Annotated in this window: 21 protein-coding genes; all 21 read right to left on the reverse strand. The window is 50.9% G+C overall.

Annotation, left to right across the window (positions count from 1 at the left end; genetic code table 11):
* Nucleotides 1-76: 76 nt before the first annotated feature.
* A complete protein-coding gene (obgE, locus tag SEML1_RS03225; protein ID WP_376753794.1) occupies nucleotides 77-1,387 on the reverse strand; it encodes a GTPase ObgE in 1,311 nt (436 codons plus the stop codon).
* 64 nt (nucleotides 1,388-1,451) lie between these two features.
* Nucleotides 1,452-2,705: a CHAP domain-containing protein gene (locus SEML1_RS03230; RefSeq protein WP_376753795.1), complete on the reverse strand. Its 1,254-nt coding sequence runs from the start codon at nucleotides 2,703-2,705 to the stop codon at nucleotides 1,452-1,454.
* A 239-nt stretch (nucleotides 2,706-2,944) separates the two neighbouring features.
* Nucleotides 2,945-4,390: an endolytic transglycosylase MltG gene (gene mltG, locus SEML1_RS03235; protein ID WP_376753796.1), complete on the reverse strand. Its 1,446-nt coding sequence runs from the start codon at nucleotides 4,388-4,390 to the stop codon at nucleotides 2,945-2,947.
* Entirely contained in the window at nucleotides 4,390-4,788 is a 399-nt protein-coding gene (ruvX, locus tag SEML1_RS03240) for a Holliday junction resolvase RuvX (protein ID WP_376753797.1), read from the reverse strand. Before ruvX ends, mltG begins: the two co-directional genes overlap by 1 nt.
* Nucleotides 4,781-6,397, reverse strand: a complete 1,617-nt coding sequence (locus SEML1_RS03245; RefSeq protein ID WP_376753798.1) for a hypothetical protein — start codon at nucleotides 6,395-6,397, stop codon at nucleotides 4,781-4,783. The genes ruvX and SEML1_RS03245 overlap by 8 nt, the downstream gene beginning before the upstream one ends.
* 7 nt (nucleotides 6,398-6,404) lie before the next feature.
* On the reverse strand, nucleotides 6,405-7,676 hold the full coding sequence (locus SEML1_RS03250; protein ID WP_376753799.1) for a cell division FtsA domain-containing protein: 1,272 nt from the start codon (nucleotides 7,674-7,676) through the stop codon (nucleotides 6,405-6,407).
* An 82-nt stretch (nucleotides 7,677-7,758) separates the two neighbouring features.
* Nucleotides 7,759-9,639, reverse strand: a complete 1,881-nt coding sequence (locus SEML1_RS03255; RefSeq protein WP_376753800.1) for an alanine--tRNA ligase-related protein — start codon at nucleotides 9,637-9,639, stop codon at nucleotides 7,759-7,761.
* A 57-nt stretch (nucleotides 9,640-9,696) separates the two neighbouring features.
* Complete coding sequence (mnmA, locus tag SEML1_RS03260; RefSeq protein ID WP_376753801.1) at nucleotides 9,697-10,731, reverse strand: tRNA 2-thiouridine(34) synthase MnmA; 1,035 nt, start codon at nucleotides 10,729-10,731, stop codon at nucleotides 9,697-9,699.
* A 3-nt stretch (nucleotides 10,732-10,734) separates the two neighbouring features.
* Nucleotides 10,735-11,340 carry a YdcF family protein gene (locus SEML1_RS03265; protein WP_376753802.1) on the reverse strand — a complete coding sequence of 202 codons (606 nt, stop codon included), beginning with the start codon at nucleotides 11,338-11,340 and terminating at the stop codon, nucleotides 10,735-10,737.
* The gene (locus SEML1_RS03270; RefSeq protein ID WP_376753803.1) at nucleotides 11,337-12,479 is read right to left on the reverse strand and encodes a cysteine desulfurase family protein; all 1,143 of its coding nucleotides are present in this window, start codon (nucleotides 12,477-12,479) and stop codon (nucleotides 11,337-11,339) included. The genes SEML1_RS03265 and SEML1_RS03270 overlap by 4 nt, the downstream gene beginning before the upstream one ends.
* Nucleotides 12,480-12,498: 19 nt before the next feature.
* Nucleotides 12,499-12,933, reverse strand: a complete 435-nt coding sequence (locus SEML1_RS03275; protein ID WP_376753804.1) for a hypothetical protein — start codon at nucleotides 12,931-12,933, stop codon at nucleotides 12,499-12,501.
* Entirely contained in the window at nucleotides 12,934-13,227 is a 294-nt protein-coding gene (locus SEML1_RS03280) for a hypothetical protein (protein WP_376753805.1), read from the reverse strand. It lies immediately after the preceding gene.
* Nucleotides 13,175-13,990, reverse strand: coding sequence for a TatD family hydrolase (locus SEML1_RS03285; RefSeq protein ID WP_376753806.1), 816 nt, complete (start codon nucleotides 13,988-13,990; stop codon nucleotides 13,175-13,177). Before SEML1_RS03285 ends, SEML1_RS03280 begins: the two co-directional genes overlap by 53 nt.
* Nucleotides 13,987-15,489 carry a methionine--tRNA ligase gene (gene metG / locus SEML1_RS03290; RefSeq protein ID WP_376753807.1) on the reverse strand — a complete coding sequence of 501 codons (1,503 nt, stop codon included), beginning with the start codon at nucleotides 15,487-15,489 and terminating at the stop codon, nucleotides 13,987-13,989. The genes SEML1_RS03285 and metG overlap by 4 nt, the downstream gene beginning before the upstream one ends.
* Nucleotides 15,490-15,507: 18 nt before the next feature.
* Nucleotides 15,508-16,257 carry a class F sortase gene (locus SEML1_RS03295; protein ID WP_376753808.1) on the reverse strand — a complete coding sequence of 250 codons (750 nt, stop codon included), beginning with the start codon at nucleotides 16,255-16,257 and terminating at the stop codon, nucleotides 15,508-15,510.
* Between the two features lie 507 nt (nucleotides 16,258-16,764).
* On the reverse strand, nucleotides 16,765-17,550 hold the full coding sequence (gene rsmA / locus SEML1_RS03300; RefSeq protein ID WP_376753809.1) for a 16S rRNA (adenine(1518)-N(6)/adenine(1519)-N(6))-dimethyltransferase RsmA: 786 nt from the start codon (nucleotides 17,548-17,550) through the stop codon (nucleotides 16,765-16,767).
* The gene (locus SEML1_RS03305; RefSeq protein WP_376753810.1) at nucleotides 17,550-18,728 is read right to left on the reverse strand and encodes a resuscitation-promoting factor; all 1,179 of its coding nucleotides are present in this window, start codon (nucleotides 18,726-18,728) and stop codon (nucleotides 17,550-17,552) included. Before SEML1_RS03305 ends, rsmA begins: the two co-directional genes overlap by 1 nt.
* A 51-nt stretch (nucleotides 18,729-18,779) precedes the next feature.
* Complete coding sequence (locus tag SEML1_RS03310; RefSeq protein WP_376753811.1) at nucleotides 18,780-20,882, reverse strand: ATP-dependent helicase; 2,103 nt, start codon at nucleotides 20,880-20,882, stop codon at nucleotides 18,780-18,782.
* Nucleotides 20,883-20,900: 18 nt separating this feature from the next.
* Nucleotides 20,901-22,379, reverse strand: a complete 1,479-nt coding sequence (locus SEML1_RS03315; RefSeq protein WP_376753812.1) for a hypothetical protein — start codon at nucleotides 22,377-22,379, stop codon at nucleotides 20,901-20,903.
* Nucleotides 22,376-23,161, reverse strand: coding sequence for a triose-phosphate isomerase (tpiA, locus tag SEML1_RS03320; protein ID WP_376753813.1), 786 nt, complete (start codon nucleotides 23,159-23,161; stop codon nucleotides 22,376-22,378). Before tpiA ends, SEML1_RS03315 begins: the two co-directional genes overlap by 4 nt.
* A gap of 146 nt (nucleotides 23,162-23,307) precedes the next feature.
* On the reverse strand, nucleotides 23,308-24,735 hold the full coding sequence (pyk, locus tag SEML1_RS03325; protein ID WP_376753814.1) for a pyruvate kinase: 1,428 nt from the start codon (nucleotides 24,733-24,735) through the stop codon (nucleotides 23,308-23,310).
* Nucleotides 24,736-24,769 lie beyond the last annotated feature (34 nt).

The raw sequence follows: 24,769 nt of genomic DNA on the forward strand, positions 1-24,769 counted from the left end.
TAGCAAAAAATAGTTTTAGCGCGTTACGGACCATAATTAAAATAGCCGCAGCGCTCCCTGCACAAGTATTCTGCGCCTACTGCTCAACTAACGTCAACTCACTCTCGCCGATCCGCACGACGCTCTCGCCTGTCGCGCCCTGGCGGACCAGCTCGTGCGTAATACCTGTCCGTTTCATGATGTCGCGCAAGCGGTTTACTGCCTCAAATTGATCAAAATTCGTCCGGCGGGCAAACTTCTCGATTTTTTTACCTTGAACTATAAAAACTGCTACCGGCTCGCCGCCCTCGTTCGTCTCATCTGGCAGCCGCTCAACTGTCCACGCGTCTGTCAATTGGTCTTCATCAAGCGAAATTACCGGCAGGTCGGTCTCTGCTTCGCCCTCTTGCTGCTGCTCGCGCTGGCGGTACGCTTTGACTGCGCGCCGCAGCAACCGTAACAAATCTTTCACGCCCCGCCCCGATTGCGATGAGATAGCTACAATCTCCGCATTATTCGCCGCTTTTTGCAGTGCTGTTTTTTGCATCGCAATAATCTCCTCGTCCAATCCTTCGCATTTTGTCAGTGCAATAATCTCTGGGCGCGCTGCTAACTCCGTGCTATATTTTTCAAGCTCGCGGCGAATCGCTGTATATTTTTCCGCCGGATCATCGCTATACGCATCAATCATATGGAGCAGCACCGCCGTCCGCTCAACATGACGTAAAAATCGGTCGCCCAGACCTTTACCTTCGCTCGCACCTTCAATCAACCCTGGAATATCAGCAATAAGAATACTGCCGTCATCAATATCAGCCACTCCTAGATTTGGTGTCAAAGTGGTAAATTCATAATTCGCAATTTCCGGGCGCGCATTTGACACGACACTCAAAAAGGTTGATTTTCCCGCGTTCGGAAAGCCAACCAACCCGACATCCGCCAGCAGTTTCAATTCCAATTCAGCCTCAAACGATTCACCCGGCTCGCCAAGCTCTGCCATGCGCGGTGTCTGGCGTACGCTCGACTTAAAGTGCGCATTGCCAAACCCGCCGTCGCCGCCTTTCGCAATCACTGCTTCTTCGCCGTGGCGTGCCAAATCAACTACGATAACACTGTCGCGCTTAACGATCGTGCCAACGGGAACTTTTACAATCAAACGCTCGCCTGCGCGTCCCGCCTTTTTTCTTTTACTGCCAGCTACGCCGTTCTCTGCTTTGAGCTTTGGCTGATAACGGAATTTCAACAGCGTATTGAGCTGCTCGGTCGCAACAAAAACAACGTCGCCGCCCTTGCCGCCGTCGCCACCGTCCGGACCGCCTTTATCGACAAAAATCTCATGGCGAAAGCTCACTGCGCCGTCGCCGCCTTTACCGGCTGTTACCGTTACCTTTGCTGTATCAACAAACATACTTTCAGTATAACAAAAACGCCCCGAATTTGACAGAGGCGTTTTTACATTTCACAATGTTATTTTAATGGATATATTTATAGTAGCCGCTAGTCGCTTCGCTCCATGAGAGTGTCCCGCGACCGACGCGGTTGAAACCGCCGCCCCAGCGATACCCGTTCATTTCGCTAATCGTGACAGAAACGCCTGGATTCACCGATTCAACGATTGCTACGTGACCATAACCGCCGCCATTTGCCATAATCGCCCCAGCGCTCGGCGTACCATTTACCATTAATCCTGCAGCCCGCGCATTGTATGCCCACGTGCTAGCGTTACCCCAGTAACTACCGACCGGCAAACCGAGCTGAATACGGCGTTCATATGCGTACCATGTACAATTGCCCCAAGCATATTTATTGCCAGCAGATACCACGCCCCTGAACGATGAGGCAGCACCTGCTGCCGTACCAGCGCCCCAGTTGCTATTTGCCGGCACGCCGCGGCGCGACGAATTAGCGTTGCGCGATGATGCGGCATAGCCTGGACGTTCATTTTCCGGCAAGACGCCGCCAGGAATAATTAAGCGCGTACCGCTTGCGACATTCGCTGAAAGTTCAAGGTCGTTATACGTAACAATGTCGCTCTTCTTGCTACCATATTTTTCGGCGATCGCATCAAGCGTATCGCCGTCTTTCGTCGTGTACAAAATACCATCTGTCGGCAGAATTGTCAGCGTCACATTTGGTTCAAGCGCATCAGAGCTCAAATTATTCGCCCAAGCGATTGTTGTTTTCTTTAATCCGTATTTTTCGGCAACACCGTCAAGCGTATCACCCGCTTGCGTCACGTAGGTTGTCGTGCTGCGCGAATCAGCCGTCATATTTACGACTTGCGGCTTACTAATCGTGCTTGAATCGGTCTGCGTCATCATTGTTTCGACTGCAAGCGATTGCGATAAGTTTGCTACGTTATTGCTGACCGGCATATTTGTCGTGTCGGCAAGCGAAGATGCGATATTTGCCGCTACCACCGGATCAACCGAGCCAGCTTCACTCTGTACCTTAGCAAGCGTCGTCGTCTGCGTTGTCGGCGAGGCATTTGCAAGCGCCGACGACCGTTCTGTCGCGACCGGCTGATAGCTAACCGCGATTAACGTTGTAATTAACAAAAATACGCCGAAATACGACGCAATTGACGAAATAGAAAGCGCACCGCGGCGTGATCGTTTACTCACATGAGTACGCGCCGACGAATCAAGAGCCTTGCGTGCCATAAAATTCGAGCGAGCTTTTGCTGATGAATCGTTAGTAATGATAACCGTTCTCCCGGAACGCATTCACATGCATTCCCTATACCTATTCAAGTCTTTCTCTCTGATTCTCAGAGACGGACCGCCATCGACCATTTTAATTAACTAATAGTAACGAAAAAGATTGTTTCGGCAGTTGTACGACTTTTCAAGGTAGTCATTTCTGGGCGCTGCGCGATAAACACTCTCCGTAAAACCTCGCAAACTTACAGAAATGTACGCGTTTCATTATAGCAGATGAGCGCCTATATTGTCAATGCTTTTTACTAGATCGCTGCACAGAGTTTTTGACAATGATTTTTAATATTCGCCTCATGCTCTTCGTTCGTTTTCGCAAAGTAAATTAAACCATCGTCGCCTGCTAAAAAGAAATTGTAATCAGTTTCGGTTGGGTTCGCGACCGCCCGCAGCGATAATTCGCCGGGCGCAGCGATCGGCGTTGGCGGCAAGCCCTCGTATTTGCGCGTATTGTACGGCGAATCAATCGACACAAGCGCATTAGTGTCGTCTTTAGGGATATCAATCTTTGCCTTATCAGCGGCATAGACTGCCGTAATGTCGGATCCGAGCTTTGCACCTGCACGGAAACGCTTAATAAATACTTGCGCGATACCACGCTGGTACTGATAGCAGCGCTCTTTGCGCTCTGCCGTCGGCTTGTCTTCGCACGTTAACTCGCGCTCAACAATTGACGCAAGCGTGATTCCCTGGTATAAATTTAATCCTTGTTCTTTAAATTTCGCGACCAAATTGTTCTTTTGCACGATTTTATACATATGCGCAAATACCGTTTCGAGAACTTGCTTCGCCGTCGCGTCGTCTGCTACGTGATATGTCTCGCCAAACATATAACCTTCAAGCGGCGCATCCGCTGGTTTGTCGGCAAACAACGGACTATCGTATGCCGCGTGGAATGCCGTCGTAATGTCGTTGTCGCTAAAGCCGGCTTGCTTTAGAACGTAGCGCGCATTTGTTTTATCGGTGCCGCTTCGCGCGCGCGATGCTTTGTAGCGCGACGCTTCAAGCGTGCCGCCCGGGTAGAATGTAATCGCTTTGAAATCACGGCATCCAGCCGCTAATTTAGCCACTATTTCGGGAACGGTTTGCGACGGCGAAACGCGGCACGTACTGCCCACCATTGCCTTACCTTCTAAATACGCATAAATTCGGAATGCTAATTCATCGCGAATGACACCTATTTTTTTCAGCTTAGCAGCAATTGTCGCCGTTGAGTCGCCGTCGCTAATAACAACTGAGTGCTTCTCTGTACTGCGCGAGGCTGCTTTCAGCTGGCTAGTATACCACATGTATGCGCCGGCAGCCATAGCAATAATAACGCTGAATATAACAAAAGCGATAAGCCACTTTTTATGGCGGCGAGATTTTTTATTCGGAGAAGACGACACGCGTCCTCGTTCTGGCGTATCACGGCGGCTACGGAACGGTTCGGCAGAGTTCTGCGAATTGTTGCGCGGCACGTTCCCTACGTCTGGCAGCGTATTGTTGACGTTTGACAGGGGGCGTGGGCGCTGCAGCGGCTGGTATTGTGAACCTGGGCGAAACTGCCGCTCCGTTTGCGCTTGCGGGCGAGAGTCTGTGCGCGGCGGCTGCCCAGCAGATTGCGGACCAGATGGGCGCGGCTGAAAATGCGGCTGCGCCATAGCTTGCGGTGATCGCGGCTCTGGCGACCTGGACCGGCGAAATCCGTCCATTAGTGCGTCTCCAAATAATCTTGCAATATCAAACTTGCCGCTAGCGCGTCGACTTCGCCTTTTGCGTACGGTTGATTACGCGCGTTCAAAATTTCTTCAGCCTTAACACTCGTGAGCGATTCGTCTTGAAAAACGATTTTTGGCGCAATGTCGCGCAGCTGTTCGACAAACCGCTCGACAAATTCTGTCTGCTTCGTTGGCTCGCCTGCTTGGTTGCGCGGATACCCGACGACGAGCACATCGGCTTTTTCACGCACGATAATTTCAGCAATCGCCTGAACTTCGCCGCCATCAACATTGAGCGTATCATACGCCATCGCGATTTTTACGTCATCACGCGCTAAGGCAACGCCAATTCGCTTCTCGCCGACATCAAGCGCAACGTACGATTTACTCATCGACGACAAATTTCACCGTTATCTTTTTTGTATCGCCCGGCACAGTATGCACCCAAAACGGCGAGAAATTAACGTCGACCGACTTAACGCCATCAATCGCTTTCACATATTCTTGCACTTCGCCAATGCGCTTGCCCTTCACATATTCTTTGATTGCCGCTTCATCAATTTTCGGACCAATCTTGCCGTTTGCTGTTAATTTCGCTGTTACAGTTTCCCCGGCAATCGTAACATTCGTAAGCGACACCGACGACACGCCGTTGCTATACACTTTTTGATTATTTTTTCCATCAATTTGCTGCTTGAAATACGCATCGAGAAATGTATTGAGGTCGGCTTTTATGATCGCCTTGAGCGAATATTTGATTGCGCCGCCAATTGCCGCCTTGCCGTCTGGCGCCTCGGTGCCCGCTGCTGGGATTGATACGCCGCTTGTATTGACGACAAACGACGCGTCGATGACCGTAGCGTCTTTGCCAAATTGCGACTGGAGCGCCTTTTTTGCCGCATCTTTTTCGGCGTCGGACACTAAATTCGCTGTCGCGGAATCAATGTCGCTCTGCTGCACGACAGTAACCGTCTTATCTGTGCCGCCCGACGTTGATGCTGTGAAACTCGCCTCAAATCCTGATAAGCCTTTCGCACTGCCGGACGCGCCGTTATATTTCGAGCCATTTTCGACCGCTGTCACGCCGACCGTCACGCCGTTGCGTGTTGTGCGCAGCGTATCGTAGCTGAATGTCAGTGCGCTATCAAGCCGGTATTTTGCGCCGCTCGACGATGACACTTCCGAACCTGCTGCGACCGTTACGTCATGGTCGACGATATCGCTAATCGTTTCGCGCGTCGGCGTCACGCGGATCGTACCCGTCGCTTTTGTCCCGACATCTTTCGTGCCTGTCGCCGGAATTGTCTTCGACACCGGCGTTTCCGACGCTTTCGTTGTTGTTTTGATCGTACCCTCGCTCAGACTAGTCGCTGCAGTATCGCTGGCTTTTACTTGCGTATTCACAGCGACCTGCGACGTTTGCGCCGTAATAGCAATCGTAGCATGGGGCGCGATCACAAACGCCCAGATACCGCCGCCAATCAGTAACGCAACCCCCGCTAAAATCAGGAAAAACTTTTTGCGGAATTTATTGAAATCAGGGATTGATGGAAGTTTTTTCTTGCCGTTTTTTGCGTCTGCTGGCGATACCTTTTTATCGCTGCTTGGATTTGCGGTTGCATTCTCGCTTTCGATCGAATCAATTGATTCCGGCTTTTTCGGGTCGTCGCCTTGCGCCGAGCCGTCAATAATATCGTCGTCCTCGTCAACTTTTAGCGCCGGCACTTCCGCGATTTCCGGTCGGCTTTGGAGGTTTTTCGCTACCGGAATATGCGCCGCGCCAGCAAGCGCCGTAAGTGCTGCATTGTTTGAAATAATCACGACATGTTTACCAGCACGTTCTGCCGCTCGCTGTACTAGCTTCAAATTAACCGCGCTTTGAATTGCGCCTGTTCGTTTCGGCGGCACCAGCGCAACGATCTCATGCTCAGCAGCTTTAATTTTACCGATAATCGCGGTAATGTCGTCTTCTACATCAATATAGATAACATCTTTTTGCATATTTCTATTACACGCGCAGGATACGATTGATTCGATCTCGCATCGTTTGCGCATCGCTCGCTCCTATTATTGTATCATATCCCACGCGTAACAATCCCATCGCTGTAATATACGTGTGGTCGCTTGCTTTTTCAGTTGTATCGACGATACCGATCACATCATGCGGACTAATTCGCTGAACGCTCGGGCGTTTAGTAAACGGCAAGTCTTTGTACCAATCGTCTTTTTTGAGCGCATCAACGAGCGGTGCTAAACTTGCGCCGCCGCCGCATAGCAAAATGCGCGGCGGCAACTGGTCTACTGAATCAAATTCGCTCAGCGCCAATTCCACGCCGGATAACCAAACCTCAAGCGTGCGGTTTATTGCGGCGTCAATTTGCTCTTTTACTGACGGCTTAATTTTCTCGCCGTCCAAATTAATCTTTAGTTTTTCCGCCTGCGTGTAGCTAATCGCCAGCTCCGTTGCGATCGTTTTTGTGAAACTGCGTCCGCCGATACCAAACATTTTCGTTCCTTCGACGCCGCCGTCATTCACCACAGCAATGTCTGTCGTGCCGCCGCCAACGTCTGCCAAAATCGCCGTAAATGAACTGTTTGCATCCGTTCCGAGTACGCTGCGGCTCACGGCAAACGGCTCAGCCGCCACTGCCATCAGCGTTAAATCAAGCTCGTCTGCAACTTTTTCGAGCGCGCCAATATGCACCATTGGCGCAAAAGCGGTGTAAATCTGCACAGCAACGTCTTTTCCTTGAAACCCAATCGGGTTCGACACCTTATAACCATCAATATGGATACTGACGAGTGCTGAATTCACTAGCTTTACTTCAACGTCATCATTACCAGTTTCGAGTGCAATCTGCTTTTGCGCTTTTGTGGCGGCGCGGTCTTGGACTTTTTCGATGATAAATTCCATCTCAGTTTCGTCAAGCGGACGATCCGGCTGCGGGCGGCGGTATCGAATCGTATTTGTCACGCCTTTTACGAGCTCGCCAGCGATACCAATAACCGCACGCTTCGCCTGCAAACCAGCTTCTTCTTCGGCAGCGCCGAGTGCTTCTTCACAGTTGCGGACAACGCCCGCGATATCAGCAATCGCACCTTGGTGCATATCGCCAAGTTCTTGGTGCGCGCGTCCAACGCCAACGATCTCAATATCTTCGCCCTGAACATTAGCGATCAGTGCTTTGATATATTCAGTGCCGATATCAAGCGCGACAATATAATCATCGGCTTGCGTATCAACTTTTTTGCGTAATGCACGAATTTTATCTAAAACCATAGACAGTTTCATTATATACTATTTTGTCTGTACTCGCTATTTTTACGGTACATTTTTGGCCCATTGCCTTTTCAACAAAATATCAGCGTAGTACCGCTTTGATACGGCGAATGCCGGCGCTTGACGATTCTTCTTTGATTATCTTAAACCGTTTGCCGCCTGCTTTCAATTCGCCTGTATGACTCACATGCGGACCGCCGCAAACTTCAAAACTAACGCAATTATCGCTTTCACCAATAGAATACACTTTTACCTCTGATCCGTAACGTTCGCCGAACGCACCGATTGCACCCATTTGAAGCGCTTTTTCAGTTGGATATACGTGGTAGCTAACAGGCAAATCCGCATCAATCCAAGCATTTACTTGATCTTCAACCGCTTGCTTCTCGGCTGGCGTCAGCTTATCGTGGTTAAAATCAAACCGCAGCCGCTCGGTCGTGATATTGCTGCCATGCTGCTGTAAATCCGGCGCGTTCAGTACTTTCCGCAGCGCCGCACCGAGCAAGTGCGTCGCTGTGTGGTACTTTAGGTGGATCGACTCCGCACCTTCTAGCCCGCCGTGGAATTGACCTTTGCGCGCCGTTTGGCTGCGTTGGCGCTGCTCCTGCATCTTGGCGTCAAATTGCACTCGCCAGTCAGCGTCGAGCTTAACACCTTCACGGCGGGCAATTTCTGTACTTAGCTCAACCGGAAATCCATACGTGTCGTGCAGAGTGAACAACTCAACGCCCGTCAATCCGTCTTCGACAAATTTACGCAAGTGCCGCACGCCCTTAAAGAGTGTCCGCGTGAACGCTTTTTCTTCTTTCATGAGCGTGATAATAATTTTATCGCGATGCTCGGCAATTTCTGGAAAATCGTTTACGTACAAATCAGCAATTACCGGAATAATTTCTTCGAAAAAATCTTCTTTCACACCAAGTTCATTTGCAAACCTGATTGCCCGCCGCAATAGCCGCCGCATAACATACCCCTGCTCTTTATTGCTCGGCACACAGCCATCAACCGCCATAAACGTTGCTGCGCGCAAGTGGTCGGCGATGACGCGCATACTTTCGGTGTGCGCTGCATACGTCTTGCCGCTCAGCTGCTCAAGTTTCTTGATAATTGGCCAGAGCAAGCTCACCTTGAATACATCTGGGTCGTTATTCGCCGCTGCAGCAATCCGCTCCAAACCGGATCCATGATCAATATTCGGCTTAGCAAGCGGCTCAAATTTACCCTCGGCGACTTTTTTATAGGCCATAAACACGTTATTGCCGATCTCCATGAACCGTCCGCAATCGCAGTTTGGATGGCAGTGCTCGCCAAATGCCAAGTCGTGCGGCGTATCAAACAAATAGAACATTTCGCTATCCGGTCCGCATGGATCGCCCACCGGCGTCGTCGCTTCTGAGCCGTTGCGGCTCCACCAGTTCTTTGTTCCGTCATAAAAGAAAATCCGCTCGCCTTCACGAATACCGCGTGCATAGCCGTCTGCTTCGCCGCCGATGTCTGCTTGCCCATGCGACAAGCCTTTATCAGCAAATAACTTTGCCCATAAATCAGCCGTTTCTTGATCTTTTGAAATGCCAAATTTATCGTTGCCGCGGTAGCATGTTACATAGAGACGCGCTGGATCAAGTCCGACAACCTCTGTCAGAAATTCAAACATCCACGGAATTTGCTCTTGCTTGAAGTAATCGCCCAAACTCCAGTTGCCAAGCATCTCAAAAAACGTCGTGTGACGATTGTCGCCGATATCGTCAATATCTTGCGCGCGCAAACACGTCTGACTATCGGCAATCCGCGTGCCGCGCGGGTGCGGCTCGCCAAGCAGGAACGGAATCATTGGCTGCATACCAGAGCCGGTAAACAACGTCGTCGGGTCGTCGTGCAAGATAAGCGGTGCACGCTTCACGATCGCGTGGCCGCGCTGCTGATAAAACTCCAAATATTTTTTGCGGATTTCTTGGGCATTCATAGGGGTCATTATATCACAGAATGACATACACACTGAACGGTTGCCATTGGAGCAGCATTACCTTGCGACAATTCCGCCGCCCAAACAGACGCCGCCGGCATATATCACCGCCGACTGCCCAGGCGCAACTGCACGCTCGGGTTCAGTGAGAAATAGTTCAGTTCCGCGCAATTGGCACAATTTTAATTCGCCGCGGTGGCGCAGGCGTACACGTAGCACATCCGCTTCATTCGGCGCGCCATGTATCCAGTGTAGATTAGCAAGTGGGATTGCCGTTTGCCACATCGCGTCATCATTGATATTTCGACTCACATACACTTCGTTACGATTCATGTCTTTACCAACGACATAATAGGGCAATCCACCGCCAATCTCCAGCCCATGTCGCTGACCAAGCGTATAAAATATCGCGCCATCATGCCGGCCAAGAATTGCGCCCGTTTTACGATCAACAATATCGCCCGGTTTTGTCGTCACATACTCGCTCAAAAACTCGCGCATACCGACATTACCAACAAAGCACACTCCCATCGACTCTTTTTTACGCGCCGTCCATAGCCCGCGCGTTTTTGCCATCTCACGCACCTCAGGTTTTGTATAATTACCAAGCGGGAACAGTGTACGCCTCAACGCCGCATGCGTCACGCGGTACAAAAAATACGTTTGGTCTTTTACGCGGTCTTTTGCCATCATCAATACGCCGTGCTCGGTACGCGCATAATGCCCCGTCGCGATAAAATCTGCGCCTTTTTCAAGCGCAACATCAAGAAACAACCGAAACTTTACTTCTTGATTGCACATGATATCAGGGTTTGGCGTGCGCCCCTCTTCGTATTCATCAAGCATATAATCAACAACTTTTTGCTTATACTCACGCTGAAAATCAAACACTTCAAAATCAATCCCAAGCTGTACTGCCACGCGTTTTGCATCTGCTAAATCTTCACGCCACGGGCACTCCATACCGGGCAAATCCTGGCTCCAATTTTTCATATAGACGCCGGTCACATCATAACCCTGCTCAACCAAAAGCGCCGCCGCAACACTGCTGTCAACGCCACCGCTCATACCGACGAATACCCGCTTTGCCATACGCTAATTCCTCGTCGATACGATAATTTTACCAAGCTCTTGAATTGCAAGATTCCAACCGGTCGGAGTCAACCACCAGCCGTTGCCTTGCCACTGGCGATCTGACTCAACTGGATGACTGCGCACGAAAATTTTCGGAGCACTTTTATGAAATTCCAGCGTAGCACGGCGTTGATGATACACGCTGGTCACTAGAATCACCGACGATATGTGGTGTTGATCAAGAATTTGTACTGTATTCATAGCGTTCTCTTCTGTCGTTTCGCTCATTGTTTCGATTAGGATCGCAGTTGCCGGCACGCCGGACGCAATCGCATGGCGTTTCATAACCTGTGCATTACTCGGACCGCTTTTATCTGCCGCCGCACCCGAGAATACGATATATCTCGCCCAGCCGTTACGGTATAATTTAATTGCCTCGTCGGCGCGCGCAAGCGTATCGCCGCCGCTCACAGCAACAATAGCGTCGGCTGATCTACACGCATCGGAAGTCGTCGGTGCTTGTCCGCAACTGCGTAAATCATCAATGTACAGATATGCGCCAATACCCCAAATAATCGCGGCAATTAGCATGACAATGGCGCTCATGGCGATTACAACTTTTTTCATCGCCGCGTCCTCGCTCGCTCGGATTGGACTGCTGCGATAATTGCGACAGTACCGCGCTCGCAAATCGCCTGATTCGACAAACACCCGAGCGTAATACGCAAACTGCCGTCAGCAACATCCGGCGCTAACCTAATTGCCCGCAGCACACGCGACCGCATACCAGCATTCGCCGCACAGGCACTGCCAGTTGCAACATATATATGTTGCCGTTCAAGTATGAATATTAAGCGCTCTGCGTCGACGCCTGGAAATGATACATGCAAATGACTTGCTAGGCAGTGCTTTTGATCGCCTGATATAACCACATCGGGAATCGCCGCGACAATCTGCCGCTGCATGCCATTTCGTAACCCCTCAAGCCGCTTTGTCTCCGTTTTTCGATGCCGCTGCGCCAGTTCAAGCGCCGTAGCAAATCCAATCACGCCCGGCACATTTTCAGTACCGCTGCGAAGACCGCGCTCCTGTCCGCCGCCGTGAATAAACGGCCGTAACCGCACATTCGCTTGGCGCCACAACAGACCAACCTGCTTTGGTCCGTAAATTTTACCCGCATTCAGCGTCATCGCATCAACGCCAAGCCGCGATACATGCAGGTCAAGCTGCCCTGCGCCTTGCGACGCATCGGTATGAAGCCAAATCGGCGTTGCCTCACCCGCCTCAAACCGGCGGCGGCGCTCAGCGCGCACAACATCAGCAATATCGCGCAGCGGTTGAACCGTTCCTAATTCGTGATTTGCAAGCGCAATTGTAACCAGTTCGGTGTCCGGACGAATTGCCGCACGCACAGCATCGGCCGTAATAACACCTTTTTTTGTCGGCGCGACAAGCGTATGTTCACGCGTTTTTACCGCATTAAGTACTGCGTCATGCTCAATTGCGCTCGTTACGATGTGGCCGCGCGCGCTATGCACCATTAAATTGATTGATTCTGTCGCGCCCGCCGTCATAGCCACATCGCTCGCCTGCCCGCCGATACATACCGCTAACCGATGTTTTGCATCTTGATACGCTCTTTTCACCTCAACTGCCGCAGCATATGGCGCAGACGGATTAAAAAACTGCTCGGAAAAATACGGCTGCATTGCCGCCAGTACACGCTTATCAAGCGGCGTCGCTGCCGCATGGTCAAAATAGATCATACCCAAATTCACTATTATATTATACCAATTTTTGGTGCGTCGCGGGATCGCGGCGGTATAATTGCCGAGCAATTTGCTCATAGTACATGCGCACAGCGACGCCGAAATTGCGCAGCTCGTCGCCTTCTAGATAATCGTAATGCGGACCAGCCTGCACTTTTAGAATACCTTTGTCTGTGATCTCGTACCTAATTGTATCGGCTTGCAATTTACGCTTCGCGTCAAGCCACTCTTCATGCCAAATCCAAGTTTTGTCATCTAGGCAGAAGAATTCGCGGCGATGCCCCTCGGGAATCGGACCGAATAATTGCGCGCCGATTTCGCTCTCAAGCGTCAACAGCTCGCGCTCGCTCAACGGCTGCAACGGTCGTTTGCGCTTTGGCAGCTTTAGCCACTCGGATGGCATATCATCGCCGACGAGTAATTTCAGTGCTTTTTTCAGTACGGAAGCCATTTATGCCGCCTGTTCGAAATCAGATTGATACAACTCACGGAGATACGGCACAAGGCTGGAATAGTGAGCAATCTCCTCGTGCAGCGTTAGCGGTCGCTCTCGTGTTTGCTGCTGCCACATTGCACCGTGCGCGACTTCGCCGACGCGCACAAGCGTTTCTTCATTTGGCACAGAAGCCTCAACTGACCGCGCTCGCTCAATTGCCTCATACGTCAGATCTTCAGTTGTATTCGCAAAAACTTCAGGATTTTCTGAAGCTTGAAATTCGGTGGTGGCTCGTCGTTCCTCTCGCATAATGTACTCCAAAAAGTGTTCGCGTATTCGCGGTTGTTATCCGCGCAATATCATCAAGCGAGATACCTCGCACTCTCGCCTGAAACTCCGCAACTTTGCCCACGTAAGCTGGTACATTCACTTTACCACGAAATGGTATAGGAGTCAAGTATGGCGCATCTGTTTCGAGTAAAACGCGCTCAAGCGGCGCATAGCGGTACATTGTTTGCTGCGCCGCGTCTTTCGTAAACGTGCTAATACCGTTAATTCCCATATACAAACCGCGCGCAAATCCTGCGTCTAAATTTACCTGCGTATCGGTGAAACTGTGCAGAACGCCGCGAATACCGGAAAACTCGTCAAATACCGGCCAAAAATCATCAAACGCATCGCGCACGTGAAAGCTCACCGGCAAATCAAACGCCACCGCCAGCTGCAACTGCTCGCGCAGCCGCTGCAGCTGCACCTCTCGCGGGCTGTGATCGTAGTGATAGTCTAGCCCGATTTCGCCAATACCAACGACTTTATCGGATTTTTGCGACAGCAGCTTGCGGATATCGTCCGCCTGATTGGTCGCCGCCTCGTGCGGATGAATTCCAACGACTGCCCATACATTATGGTGCAATTCCGCAAAGGCAACCGCTTCATACGAGCTGCGCGTATCCGTACCAACGCAAATCATCGCAACACCGGCGTGAATCGCTTCCCGGTACACACGCTCGCGCGTTTCATCATCGTAGAACTCCGAATCGTGCAAATGGCAGTGCGAATCAATAAGCTTCATGATGCTTGTTTGGCGCCGCGCGGATCGGGTGTATGAATATAGATGCGTGGAAATAGCGGCGCAAGTTCCTGCGGCACAACGCCGCTTGCAAACAACCCGCGAATATTGTCGGCAGTTTGTGGTAAGAACGGCGTTAACATATCCGCCACCTGCAGCAATGTGCCGCATGCATACGCCAAAATCTCCGATAAGTGCACCTCTGCTTCCGGGTCTTTATCGCGTTTTTTTGCAACCTGCCAGGGCTGTACGCGCTCAATATACTGATTCAATGAACGAATCGTTTGCCAAACTTCGGCAAGCGCCCGATCAAAATTAAATGACTCCATAGCCGCACGGTACGGACCCATATCATGTTCTGCTTGAGGCGCGTCACCGATTACTCCCGCCTGATAGCTCAACACCATTTTTGCCACGCGTTGTACTAAGTTACCAAGATCATTACCAAGTTCGCCATTATACGCCGCTTCAAACTTCTCCCATGTGAAATCGCCGTCTTCTTGCGTTGGCACGTGACGCAGAAAATAATAACGAAACGCATCAACGCCGTAATGCGGTACGATATCGCTCGGTCCAACGCCGTTGCCTAAACTTTTCGACATTTTTGCGCCATTGACGTTAATAAATCCGTGAACCAATAATACTTTCGGCAACGGCAAATCAAGCGCCATTAACATTGCCGGCCAAATTCCAGCATGAAACCGCAAAATATCTTTCCCGACGACCTGCACATCTGCCGGCCAAAAGCTTTGCCATTCTTCTGTACGATCCGGATATCCAATTACGGTAATGTAATTGCTGAGCGCATCCAGCCACACGTACATCACTTGGCTGTCGTCGTCGGGAACGGCGACACCCCAGCTCAGATTTTTGCGCGGGCGCGATACCGACACATCTTGCAAACCATTGCCTATTAATGCTAAAAACTCTTTTTTACGAAACTCTGGTACAATCTTCATTCTGCCTGATTCAATCGCCTCGCGAATTTTATCGGAGAATGCGCTCGTCTTAAAATAATAATTTTCTTCGCTCAAACGCTGGTATGGTGTTTTATGATCGGGGCACACGCCGTTATTCTCAGCAGCTTCCGTATCTGTTACAAATGCTTCGCAACCCTGGCAGTACCAACCCTCGTAACTGCCTTTATAGATATAGCCGCCTGCCGCTAATTGCCGCCAAATGTACTGCACCGCCTCGCAGTGATGCGCGTCGGTCGTACGAATAAAATCAGTCGACGAAATATTCAACTCAGCGATCATCTTTTTAAAGTTTTCGTACAGCTGATCGACATATGCTTGCGGCGTCAAATTATTCTCTGCTGCTTTTGCTGCAATTTTATTGCCGTGTTCATCTACACCTGTCTGAAATCGAACCTCGCGGTCGTTTTGCCGCGCATACCGCGCCCAAACATCCGCCAACATGTAGTCCATCGCATGACCAATATGCGGCAGGCCATTGACATACGGAATAGCGGTAGTGATGTAAGCGTGTTGTTTTGTCATAGCACTTATTATAACAGACTACGGCGTACGTTTTGCATACACCATTAATCGATGGTCCATCGTACTGCTGCTATTAATCCATTTTCCAGCGCATGTCATCAAATTCAATCCTTCATCTACGCCATTGGCGGGACGCATAAATTTATTCATATCAACATTCTCCAGTTTCACTGTCTCGGACGCAACAACTTGGTAATTGAATAATTTTCCCGCACCATTTTCTATCGTTATTGAATCGCCATTTTTCAACTGACTAAGTTTCTCAAAAATACCGTGCCTCGTCGGGCCAGACACGTGCCCCACAATGATGCTCGCGCCTTTTTGCCCGGGACGAACGCTTCCCGTGTACCACCCCGTGTCAAAAACATTGATCGGCGCTTGCATAGAACCGTCAGCATTGACACCCATCTGCAAGACACGCGCTTTTACGCCAATTGCGTTGATATGAATAATTCGCGGCAATTCAGGCGCAACTTTATAACGAGCGATTACGTCATCGCTAATATCTTTCTCGTCTTTGCCTTCAGCCGCCTGGCGTTTGTTAGAATCATCACTTTGAGCGGCTGCTACCGTATCGCTTCTTTCTTTTTTAACCTTTTGATTCAAGATAAGCGTATCTGCTACTGTATACAGCGCAAGCACCGTTAGCGCAATCGCTATTGACCGCGAAACGAACTGCCAAGTAATGATCTTTTTCTTTACTTTGCGCAACACCCCGCCTGGTTGTTCGTCTCGCTTGGGATGCGCCACTTCTATATTCTCCAGCATATAGAGAATTTTTGCTGAGCGCATAAGGCGTTGAGCTATCACGCTATTTCTACGTTGATTACAAGATGCTTGGCGCCGCACGTGCGGACCATTCAAACGGCAACCCATTCGACGACCATTAAAATCATACTGCACCCTCTTGCCCATAATCATTTTGTATTATAAAAAATACTGTACCTCTGGTCAAACTATTAGAGCGTAGTGTTAATGAATGTATTACTCTGTTAACCACTACTGATTCGCGTCATTACAATAATGGTAAAAATCTATATACATCATTAGCTGAATGGACATAGTATATTATACGTCTAATTATTGCTATATGATCCGTTGATATGACAGTATACGCAACGTCGCCTCGAAACACAAAACACACGGAGCGACGAACGACATGACTGACGCATACGTAGAGATGCCGTAATTAAGCATTAGCATTATGTCGTCGCACTTTACGACCGCATAGGGAGAAACCGCATTGACACTGATCGACAGCGATCACGTCTTACTTCACTCGCTCTTTTTGGCGTATAATCGCGCCAAGTCCAGCCACTGTACAATCGACAGCTCTTCTGCGCGAGCATCAGGCGAAATGTGTGCACGAGACAAAAGCTGTTCAACATAACTCTTATCTAGCTGCAGCCCGCCCGCCAACGAACTGCGCAGCTTCTTGCGCTTTGCCGAGAAACCGGCCTTCACCAAGCAAAAAAATATTGGCTGCCAGTCGTGCGGCACAACAGGCTCGTCATAGCGCCTTAATATCACTACCTGCGAATCAACTTTTGGCGGCGGCGTAAATAGTGCCGCCGGCACAACTACACCAGTATCCACTTGATGAAATACTTGTGCGGCGATTGCTAAAACACTGCATTTGCCTGGGCTCGCCGCAAGCCGTTCGGCAACTTCTTTCTGCACAAGCAACACCATCATACTCGGCGGATTGTTGCATTCGGAAAATGTTTGAATAATCTTGCTCGTGATATAATACGGCACGTTCGCGACGATTTTATAGCCGCGCGGCAGTCTGGACGGATCAAACCGCAGAATATCTTGATTAACAACCTCAAGATTCTTACCCGGAAATTGCCCAGGTAATTTACGTGCCAAATCTACATCAAACTCCACCGCCACCACACGACCAGCGCGCGCAAGCAGACGGCTCGTTAGCGTACCGAGCCCCGGACCAATCTCAAGCATCGTATCGTTTGGTGTTAATTGCGCCGCATCGGCGATATACGCGAGTATGTCTGGATCGTGCAGCCAATGCTGACCGAGGGATTTTTTTGGAATAGCCACTACAGCACGCCTTGAGCTTGCATTTTTCGCGCACACCCAGGGAACTGTGTATAGATACTTGAGCGCGACAATAAATTCTGGACGGCTTGCTTCTGCGCTTCAAGCGGCGCCTGATGCGGCAACACACCCTTATATTCTGCCGGCGCATTACTTCGCCATGTGCCTGGCATAAATTGAAATGCACCGTAAAAACCGTTTCCTGAATTACGCGTCGCCGTCATGCCGGTTTCACAAACGCCAAGCGCGGTAATTTGCGCTTCGTTCAACGGACCACCGGTATAATTAAATTTCGCGCCAACCACCTCCACTTGTTTCACCGGTTGCTCCGTAACATTACTATTCACCTCTTTGCGCGACACTTCAACGCCATTCTCAATTTTAATTTCGTATGTTACCGTGCGCTTGCCTTTTTTACCAGCTGTCTTTACTTCTTTATAGTTCGCCGGTTGATTTGCATCCTTAATTTTTTCAGTTTCAAACGGCACTTCCTCTTCTTGCGTTATCGTCTGCGTGCCTTCGCGATATAAACGCACATGCAAGCCGGCGGCGAGCGGCGTATCGACGCCTGGTACAACAACATCATTCTGCGCCAATGTTATATGCTTTCGATTAAGCATATCGCCAACGGTTTTGCCGAGGCTATACGACATCGACGTTTTACCATAAAAGTCGAAGGTAAACGGCGTGGCGCGCGTTACCGTCATGATTTCAGAGGCGCCGTCGCCGAGCGGGTTAGTAGACTGCGACAATTCTGCCTTGTCCTCGTCATGAAGCGCTAAACCTGCGTGCTTTGCGATCTGCGCACCTGTGCGGTACGATGTAATAACTTTTGTTGCTGCCAGCCCGTCTTTTATCACAACCGGACGGGCGCGGTAAACATTCACTTGATATGAATTAGCAACGAGCTTCGTGTCAAGCGCCGGCTCAGTACGATCGTTCGCGTCAATAGCAATATTCGCGTCGGCGAGTGCTTCTTTGAGTGTTGCTTTCTTCGTTATAAATCCTTTTACTGCGCCGTCGTCATGCAGCGCGATAATATGCTCGCCTGCTGCCACTGACGTATCGTCAGCGCGAACGGGCGGCGTCGCCGCCACATACAGCGCAACGCCAAACAGCGCGATAAACACCGCGCCAATAATATGAGTGTAGAAAGGTGATTTTGTAATCAATCGCTTCATACGGGCGCGCCCTTTCAAGCGCGCCCGCTCATTATAGCAGATTCTCGTCGTTTATGCTAGTTTCTCAAGCCGCGCGTACTCAACATTAAGCTTTTTCGTCACACCGTTTTCAAACGTTACGCTTACCGCTAAGCCGTCGATATCAACAATTTCGCCCGCACCAAATTGCGGCGAACGAACTTGGTCGCCGATATCGTAGTTCATCACAAATTCGTTATATTGCGGCTGCGGCGGACGTGCTGGCTGCGGCGCAAACAGCTCCGCGCCCATATCTTCTAGAAAACGCGACGGCATATTGTACGAGCGCTGCCCAAATTGCTGGCGGCTCTGCGCGTACGTCAAATACAACTCCTGGCGCGCCCGCGTCATGCCGACGTAGCAAAGGCGGCGCTCTTCTTCGAGGTTGCGTGGACCTTCTTCGAGCGCGCGCTCGCTCGGAAACAAGCCGTCTTCCATGCCAGCCATAAATACCACCGGAAACTCCAAACCTTTGGCGGCGTGAAGCGTCATCAGCGTTACTTTTGCGGCGTCATTTGCCTGATCGGCTGTACTCATCAAAGCAACTTCTTCCAAAAAATCCGGCAGCGTTGCAAATGCCTGCGCATCCGCCGCGAGTACGCCAAGATTTGCTTCGCGCTCTTCAGCTTGCGGCGTACCATCAAGCACGTAGTCGCGATAGCCGGTTTTTTCAATTAGCTGCTCAATAATTTCGCTCGGATTCGTGCTAGACATCACGCGCGCTTGCAATGCGCCCAGCGTATCGCCAAGCTGCATAAACGCGTTTTTAGCGCGCGGCGTCAACATACTCGTTTGGTCGGCGTTTGCCAGCGCCGCAACGATGTCCATATCTGTTTCCGCCTGCCACAGTAAAAATTTTTCAACACTCGTCGCACCAAGCCCGCGCGCCGGTACGTTCACAATCCGGCTAAAGCTCATACGATCGTTCGGCTGATACAACAATCGTAAATACGCTACGATATCTTTAATTTCTTTACGATCATAAAACCGCACGCCGCCGACCAACTGGTACGGAATTCGCTGCTGCATAAATGCGCGTTCAAAGGCAAAACTCTGCGCATTCGTGCGATAGAGTACAGCAAAATCGCCGAAATCGCGCGCACCGATCGACGTCTGCGCTGTAATCCGGCTCGCTACGACATACGCTTCTTCTGACTCGTCCATTACCGCCTGAACCTGTACGGGCGTACCGTGCCCTTCGCTCGTCCAAAGCGTTTTATTGGTGCGCTCTAGGTTTTTGCTGATGACCTGTTGCGCCGCATCAAGAATTGCACCGGTTGAACGATAATTTTGCTCTAATTTCACAACGGTTGCGCCTGGAAAATCGCGCTCGAAATTCAAAATATTTTTGAAATCCGCCCCGCGCCACGAATAAATCGACTGCCAATCGTCGCCGACGACGCAAATATTACGCGCATCGTTCACCAGAAATTTCACAATCGCATACTGCGCCGCATTCGTGTCCTGATATTCATCAATTAAAATATGTTTGAACCGCCGGCGATACTTACTGCGCACATCCGGTACATCGCGCAGCAAACGCACTGTTTCGATCAGCAAATCATCGAAATCAAGCGCGCCCGCCTCGCTGCGCAGCCGTTCGTACGTATCGTAAATTTTCGCCACTGACTGCTGAAACGGATAATTGGCATTTGCCGCATATTCGTCAGGGGTCAGCAAATCGTTTTTTGCATTTGAAATTGCACTGCTGACAGCGCGCGGCTTGACTTTATCGGTACCGATCGACAGCTGCTTCATCGCCTGTTTGATCAGCCCCTGCCGGTCGTCTTCATCGTAAATAATGAAGTTCTGCGGCACACCAATGTGCGCGCCGTCCATGCGCAAAATCCTCACGCAAATGCCGTGAAATGTTCCCATCCACGGCATGAAACGGCGTGAATTTTCCTGCCTCGTCAGATGTGCTAACCGTTCGCGCATCTCGCGCGCGGCCTTATTTGTAAACGTTACGGCTAGAATCTCATTCGGCCAAACTCTCTCGTGTGTCAACAGGTACGCAATACGATGTGTCAGCGTCTTCGTTTTGCCGCTGCCAGCGCCCGCCAAAACGAGCAACGGACCGGCTGTCGTCTCAACCGCTTGTTTTTGCGCGTCATTCAGCCCCTCTAGAACATCCATGAGCTTTATTATACGATACTAGCGGTTCATCAAGAAATAATAGCCAGCCGCACCGGCAAGCGAACCAAATAGTAATAGTACAATCAGCCACACGACGCGCACCGCCGGATTCTTTTTTGCTTTCGACGCCGGTGCTTGTTTTATCGCCGGCGCATCGTCATCAACATCAATATGATACTGCTCAGTGTCATAAATCGCCGCGTTCGGCTCCGGTACGACATCGCGTTCAACATATTGCTGCGGAATTGACGTCGTGCTATTTACTGCTTTTTGCTCGCTTTCAAGAGCTGCTACCTCTTCAATCGTCGCAGACATATCAAGCGTTGGCTCGGGATCAGCTTTCACTGCTTCAATATGCGGCGTATCATGCTCAAGCAGTTCTGATACGGGCATGGGCGTCCGGCTGTTCTCGGCAGCAGTGTTTTCAGGCTTCGTGGGATCAAAAAAGTTTGTTGTTTCCGGCTCGGCAATTGCGGAAGTATTGCGCTCAACAGGCGCTGGCGTTTCGCGATCAAGCGCTGATAAGCGATCGACATCAGACAAACGGCGGCTGGCGGGCGCGGACGTTGGGGCGCTTGTTTTCGGCTCTGTATTTGCCACCGGCTCGGCGCCTAACATCCCATCTTCATCATCTGCTGGTATATTATCGCGCGATGCCGCGGGAATAGCATTCGCTGTGAGCGTCTCGCCCGGCTGCGATACTTCCAAATCCGCCTGGAGCGCTGCCGACAAATCATTCATTTGCTGCATTGACGGCTCTTGCTCATGCTGCCACGCGTCAAGCGGACGTTTCGCTGGTTTAGCATTCGGTAAGAATGGCGATGCTTGGGTCTCCGGCTCCGTGTACGCCGGCTCGTGCAATTCGCTCGCCGCTGACGCTTGACGATTATCGTGCACGGCAGTATCCGCCATGTCGGCAAGCGGCGCGTCAACAGAACTCGCCGGCGGGAGCGGCGAATCGTTTACCGTCTGGCTATTTATGTTAGAGCGAAAATCACGCTCGGCGATATCACTGTTTTTTGGCTCAACGAGCGAAGTATCATTCGCCGCGCCTGTCGATTCTTTGTCAAATTGAAATGCGTCGACCGCCGGCTGCTCGGCGCTATGAGTTTCCACTCTAGAATCATTCGTTTCTGTATTAGCATTCAACGATAGAGGCGATTCTTGCGTTGCATCGCGCTCGCTGGGCGGCGTAATTGGTTGCACGGTGTGCGGCTTTCGCGACACAATCTGCGAGCGGCGCGCTGTCATATTCGACGACGGATGCACCATATCCATAAACTGACCGCGGCGGTGCGAACCAACAATCGGCTTTACCGTCGACTCACTCGCGCCCGCTGGGCGACTTATTTCTGGCGCGCTGCGGCGTTCAGGTGTCATTGACCGGCTAACGCCCGGCGCCGACTGACCCGCTGAGTCGTTCGCTTTTTTCGCGTTGTTTTTTGCCATTGCCGCACTAATTGAACGGTCAAGCTCGTCAAAATCAAATTCCGTCACGCCGCTTTCCTCGCTACCGCCTTATCAATTACATCGGCTTTTTTAATAATCTCCGCAAATGCGCGTACATCCAAACTCGTATCGCCGATTAGCAAACCGTCGACACCGTCGATCTGCAAATACGCGCTTGCATTATCAACATTCACGCTACCGCCGTACAGCACGCGCACATGTTTTGCTGCCAACGCGCCAAACAGCTGCTTGATTTGTTTGCGAATCAATTTCACCGCTCGCGACACGTCACGCGGGGCGGCAAATTTGCCCGTACCGATCGCCCAGACCGGCTCGTACGCAACGACAATATGTTCAACTTCAACACTCGTAATGTTTGCAAGTCCGCCAATCAACTGGTCATGGATGGCATCGGCCGTTTCGCCGTCAGCGCGCTCACTCGCCGTTTCGCCGATACACAACACGGGCGTGATACCGTTGCGCACCGCCGCTTGAACTTTGCTGCGAATATCTTTTGAGCGCTCGCCGAACACGTGGCGGCGCTCGCTATGACCGACCAAACCGTACTGCACTAATCCCCGCAATTGCGACGCCGATACCTCGCCTGTGTATGCACCATGGTCGCGCCAATAAAAATTCTGTGCCGCGAGATTAAAGTGATGGTGCTGCACCTGCAAATGGAGCGGCTGGACTGCTAACATCGTCGGCGCAAGCACAATCTCGACGCCGCGGCGTTTGCCAACCAGATCGTCCAATCGGTGCACAAACAAGCTCGCCTCGTTCACCGTGAGGTTCATTTTCCAGTTCGCAATGATAAGTTTCTTGCCCACGTTTCGAAAATACTTATGATTAATCTTGTTACCAGTGTACTACACTCGCCGGCGCGCGTCTAGCACTCCGAAGCATCATTTTTTATAAAAAATACACCTCAGACTAAAGAACACCGAGGTGTATTTTATTGCGCTACCCAAACCCGCTACTCAATAACTCGCACGCGCAGCGTATCGGTACCGCCCGTCGCGCCAGGCTGGCGACCGCTCACGACCACAACAACAAGGCGGCCGTTACTGCTGTATTTGCCCGTTGTCAGCAACTCCTTCGCGACATTGACGCCAGCATGCTCTTCATCATCGCGAACATAACTGCGCGTCGCATACGACAATGCTAATTGCTGTGCTACGCGCGGCGACGGCGTCACGGCGATAATCGGCAGCTCGGGGCGAAGCGCCGCAATCCGTGCCGCTGTTGCGCCCGACTTCGTCTCAGCAATAATAAGGTCTGCATCAACACGCTCTGCCACCTCAACCGCCGCACGCGCAATAGCATTACGGCGGCGGTTTACTTCGCCTTCTTCAATCGGCATGTCGTTCATCGGCCAGCGTGACTGTGTGTAGCGCACCGTGTTTGCCATCATTTTCACCGTCTCGACCGGGTAATTTCCGTTCGCCGTTTCATCGCTGAGCATCACGACATCCGTACCAAGAATTGCTGCCGTCGCAACATCGCTTACTTCGGCGCGCGTCGGCTCAGGACTGTCAACCATGCTCGCCATCATCTGCGTTGCCACGATAGACAATTTACCGTATTTGCGACACAAGCGAATAATTTCACGCTCAACAATCGGCACGATTTCTGCGCTCGTCTCAACCGCCATATCGCCGCGCGCCGCCATCACGCCATCGGCAGCTTTCACAATTTCCTTCAGCGTCTCCGGCTCAATCGCCGCCTTCGTTTCAATCTTTGCGATAATCTGCGCTGTTGAGCCTTGGCTCACTAAGATTTGCCGCAAGTTATTAACATCATCTGCGCTCTGAATGAAACTCAACGCTACAAAATCAATATCTTTATCAGCACCAAACTCAACGTCTGCCATATCTTTCGGCGTAATAATATCGCCGCCAAAGTCAGTGTCTGGCAGGTTCAAGCCTTTGCGGCTCATCAAAAAGCCGTCGTTGTCGATTCGTACTTTAATTGCCGTATCGCTTACGCGCTCAACCATGTGCCCGCGGATTTTACCGTCGAACAAGTAGACCGGCTCGCCAACTTTTACTTTATCCGCCAAGTTGTATTGAATCGGCAGATTCGCGCTGCCATCGTGCTCTTGAATCGCATGGTCAAGAACGATCTCGCTGCCCGCTTTTACGTCAAAATGATTACCTTTCAGCGCACCTAAGCGGATTTTCGGCCCTTGCAAATCCTGCAAAATCGCCACCGGACGGCCAATTTGCCGGCTCGCATCGCGAATCCATTTGATTTGGTCGAGACGTTCTTCATAACTGCCGTGGCTGAAGTTCAGGCGAAAGCCATTTGCGCCCGCCTCAATCAATGCTTTAATTTTCTCCGGTGAATTTGTCGCTGGCCCCAGAGTCGCCAGAATCTTCGTTCGTTTAATTATATCTTTCATTACCTATATATTTTAGCACAATAACGATATGTTG

This window comes from Candidatus Saccharimonadaceae bacterium ML1 (assembly GCA_030253535.1).
Classification (GTDB): domain Bacteria; phylum Patescibacteriota; class Saccharimonadia; order Saccharimonadales; family Saccharimonadaceae; genus Saccharimonas; species Saccharimonas epibionticum.

Excerpts from the sequence above, each read along its gene's own strand:
- obgE (WP_376753794.1), bottom strand. The coding sequence starts at position 1,387 with ATGTTTGTTGATACAGCAAAGGTAACGGTAACAGCCGGTAAAGGCGGC.
- SEML1_RS03230 (WP_376753795.1), bottom strand. The coding sequence starts at position 2,705 with ATGCGTTCCGGGAGAACGGTTATCATTACTAACGATTCATCAGCAAAA.
- mltG (WP_376753796.1), bottom strand. The coding sequence starts at position 4,390 with ATGGACGGATTTCGCCGGTCCAGGTCGCCAGAGCCGCGATCACCGCAA.
- ruvX (WP_376753797.1), bottom strand. The coding sequence starts at position 4,788 with ATGAGTAAATCGTACGTTGCGCTTGATGTCGGCGAGAAGCGAATTGGC.
- SEML1_RS03245 (WP_376753798.1), bottom strand. The coding sequence starts at position 6,397 with ATGCAAAAAGATGTTATCTATATTGATGTAGAAGACGACATTACCGCG.
- SEML1_RS03250 (WP_376753799.1), bottom strand. The coding sequence starts at position 7,676 with ATGGTTTTAGATAAAATTCGTGCATTACGCAAAAAAGTTGATACGCAA.
- SEML1_RS03255 (WP_376753800.1), bottom strand. The coding sequence starts at position 9,639 with ATGAATGCCCAAGAAATCCGCAAAAAATATTTGGAGTTTTATCAGCAG.
- mnmA (WP_376753801.1), bottom strand. The coding sequence starts at position 10,731 with ATGGCAAAGCGGGTATTCGTCGGTATGAGCGGTGGCGTTGACAGCAGT.
- SEML1_RS03265 (WP_376753802.1), bottom strand. The coding sequence starts at position 11,340 with ATGAAAAAAGTTGTAATCGCCATGAGCGCCATTGTCATGCTAATTGCC.
- SEML1_RS03270 (WP_376753803.1), bottom strand. The coding sequence starts at position 12,479 with ATGATCTATTTTGACCATGCGGCAGCGACGCCGCTTGATAAGCGTGTA.
- SEML1_RS03275 (WP_376753804.1), bottom strand. The coding sequence starts at position 12,933 with ATGGCTTCCGTACTGAAAAAAGCACTGAAATTACTCGTCGGCGATGAT.
- SEML1_RS03280 (WP_376753805.1), bottom strand. The coding sequence starts at position 13,227 with ATGCGAGAGGAACGACGAGCCACCACCGAATTTCAAGCTTCAGAAAAT.
- SEML1_RS03285 (WP_376753806.1), bottom strand. The coding sequence starts at position 13,990 with ATGAAGCTTATTGATTCGCACTGCCATTTGCACGATTCGGAGTTCTAC.
- metG (WP_376753807.1), bottom strand. The coding sequence starts at position 15,489 with ATGACAAAACAACACGCTTACATCACTACCGCTATTCCGTATGTCAAT.
- SEML1_RS03295 (WP_376753808.1), bottom strand. The coding sequence starts at position 16,257 with ATGCTGGAGAATATAGAAGTGGCGCATCCCAAGCGAGACGAACAACCA.
- SEML1_RS03305 (WP_376753810.1), bottom strand. The coding sequence starts at position 18,728 with ATGAAGCGATTGATTACAAAATCACCTTTCTACACTCATATTATTGGC.
- SEML1_RS03310 (WP_376753811.1), bottom strand. The coding sequence starts at position 20,882 with ATGGATGTTCTAGAGGGGCTGAATGACGCGCAAAAACAAGCGGTTGAG.
- pyk (WP_376753814.1), bottom strand. The coding sequence starts at position 24,735 with ATGAAAGATATAATTAAACGAACGAAGATTCTGGCGACTCTGGGGCCA.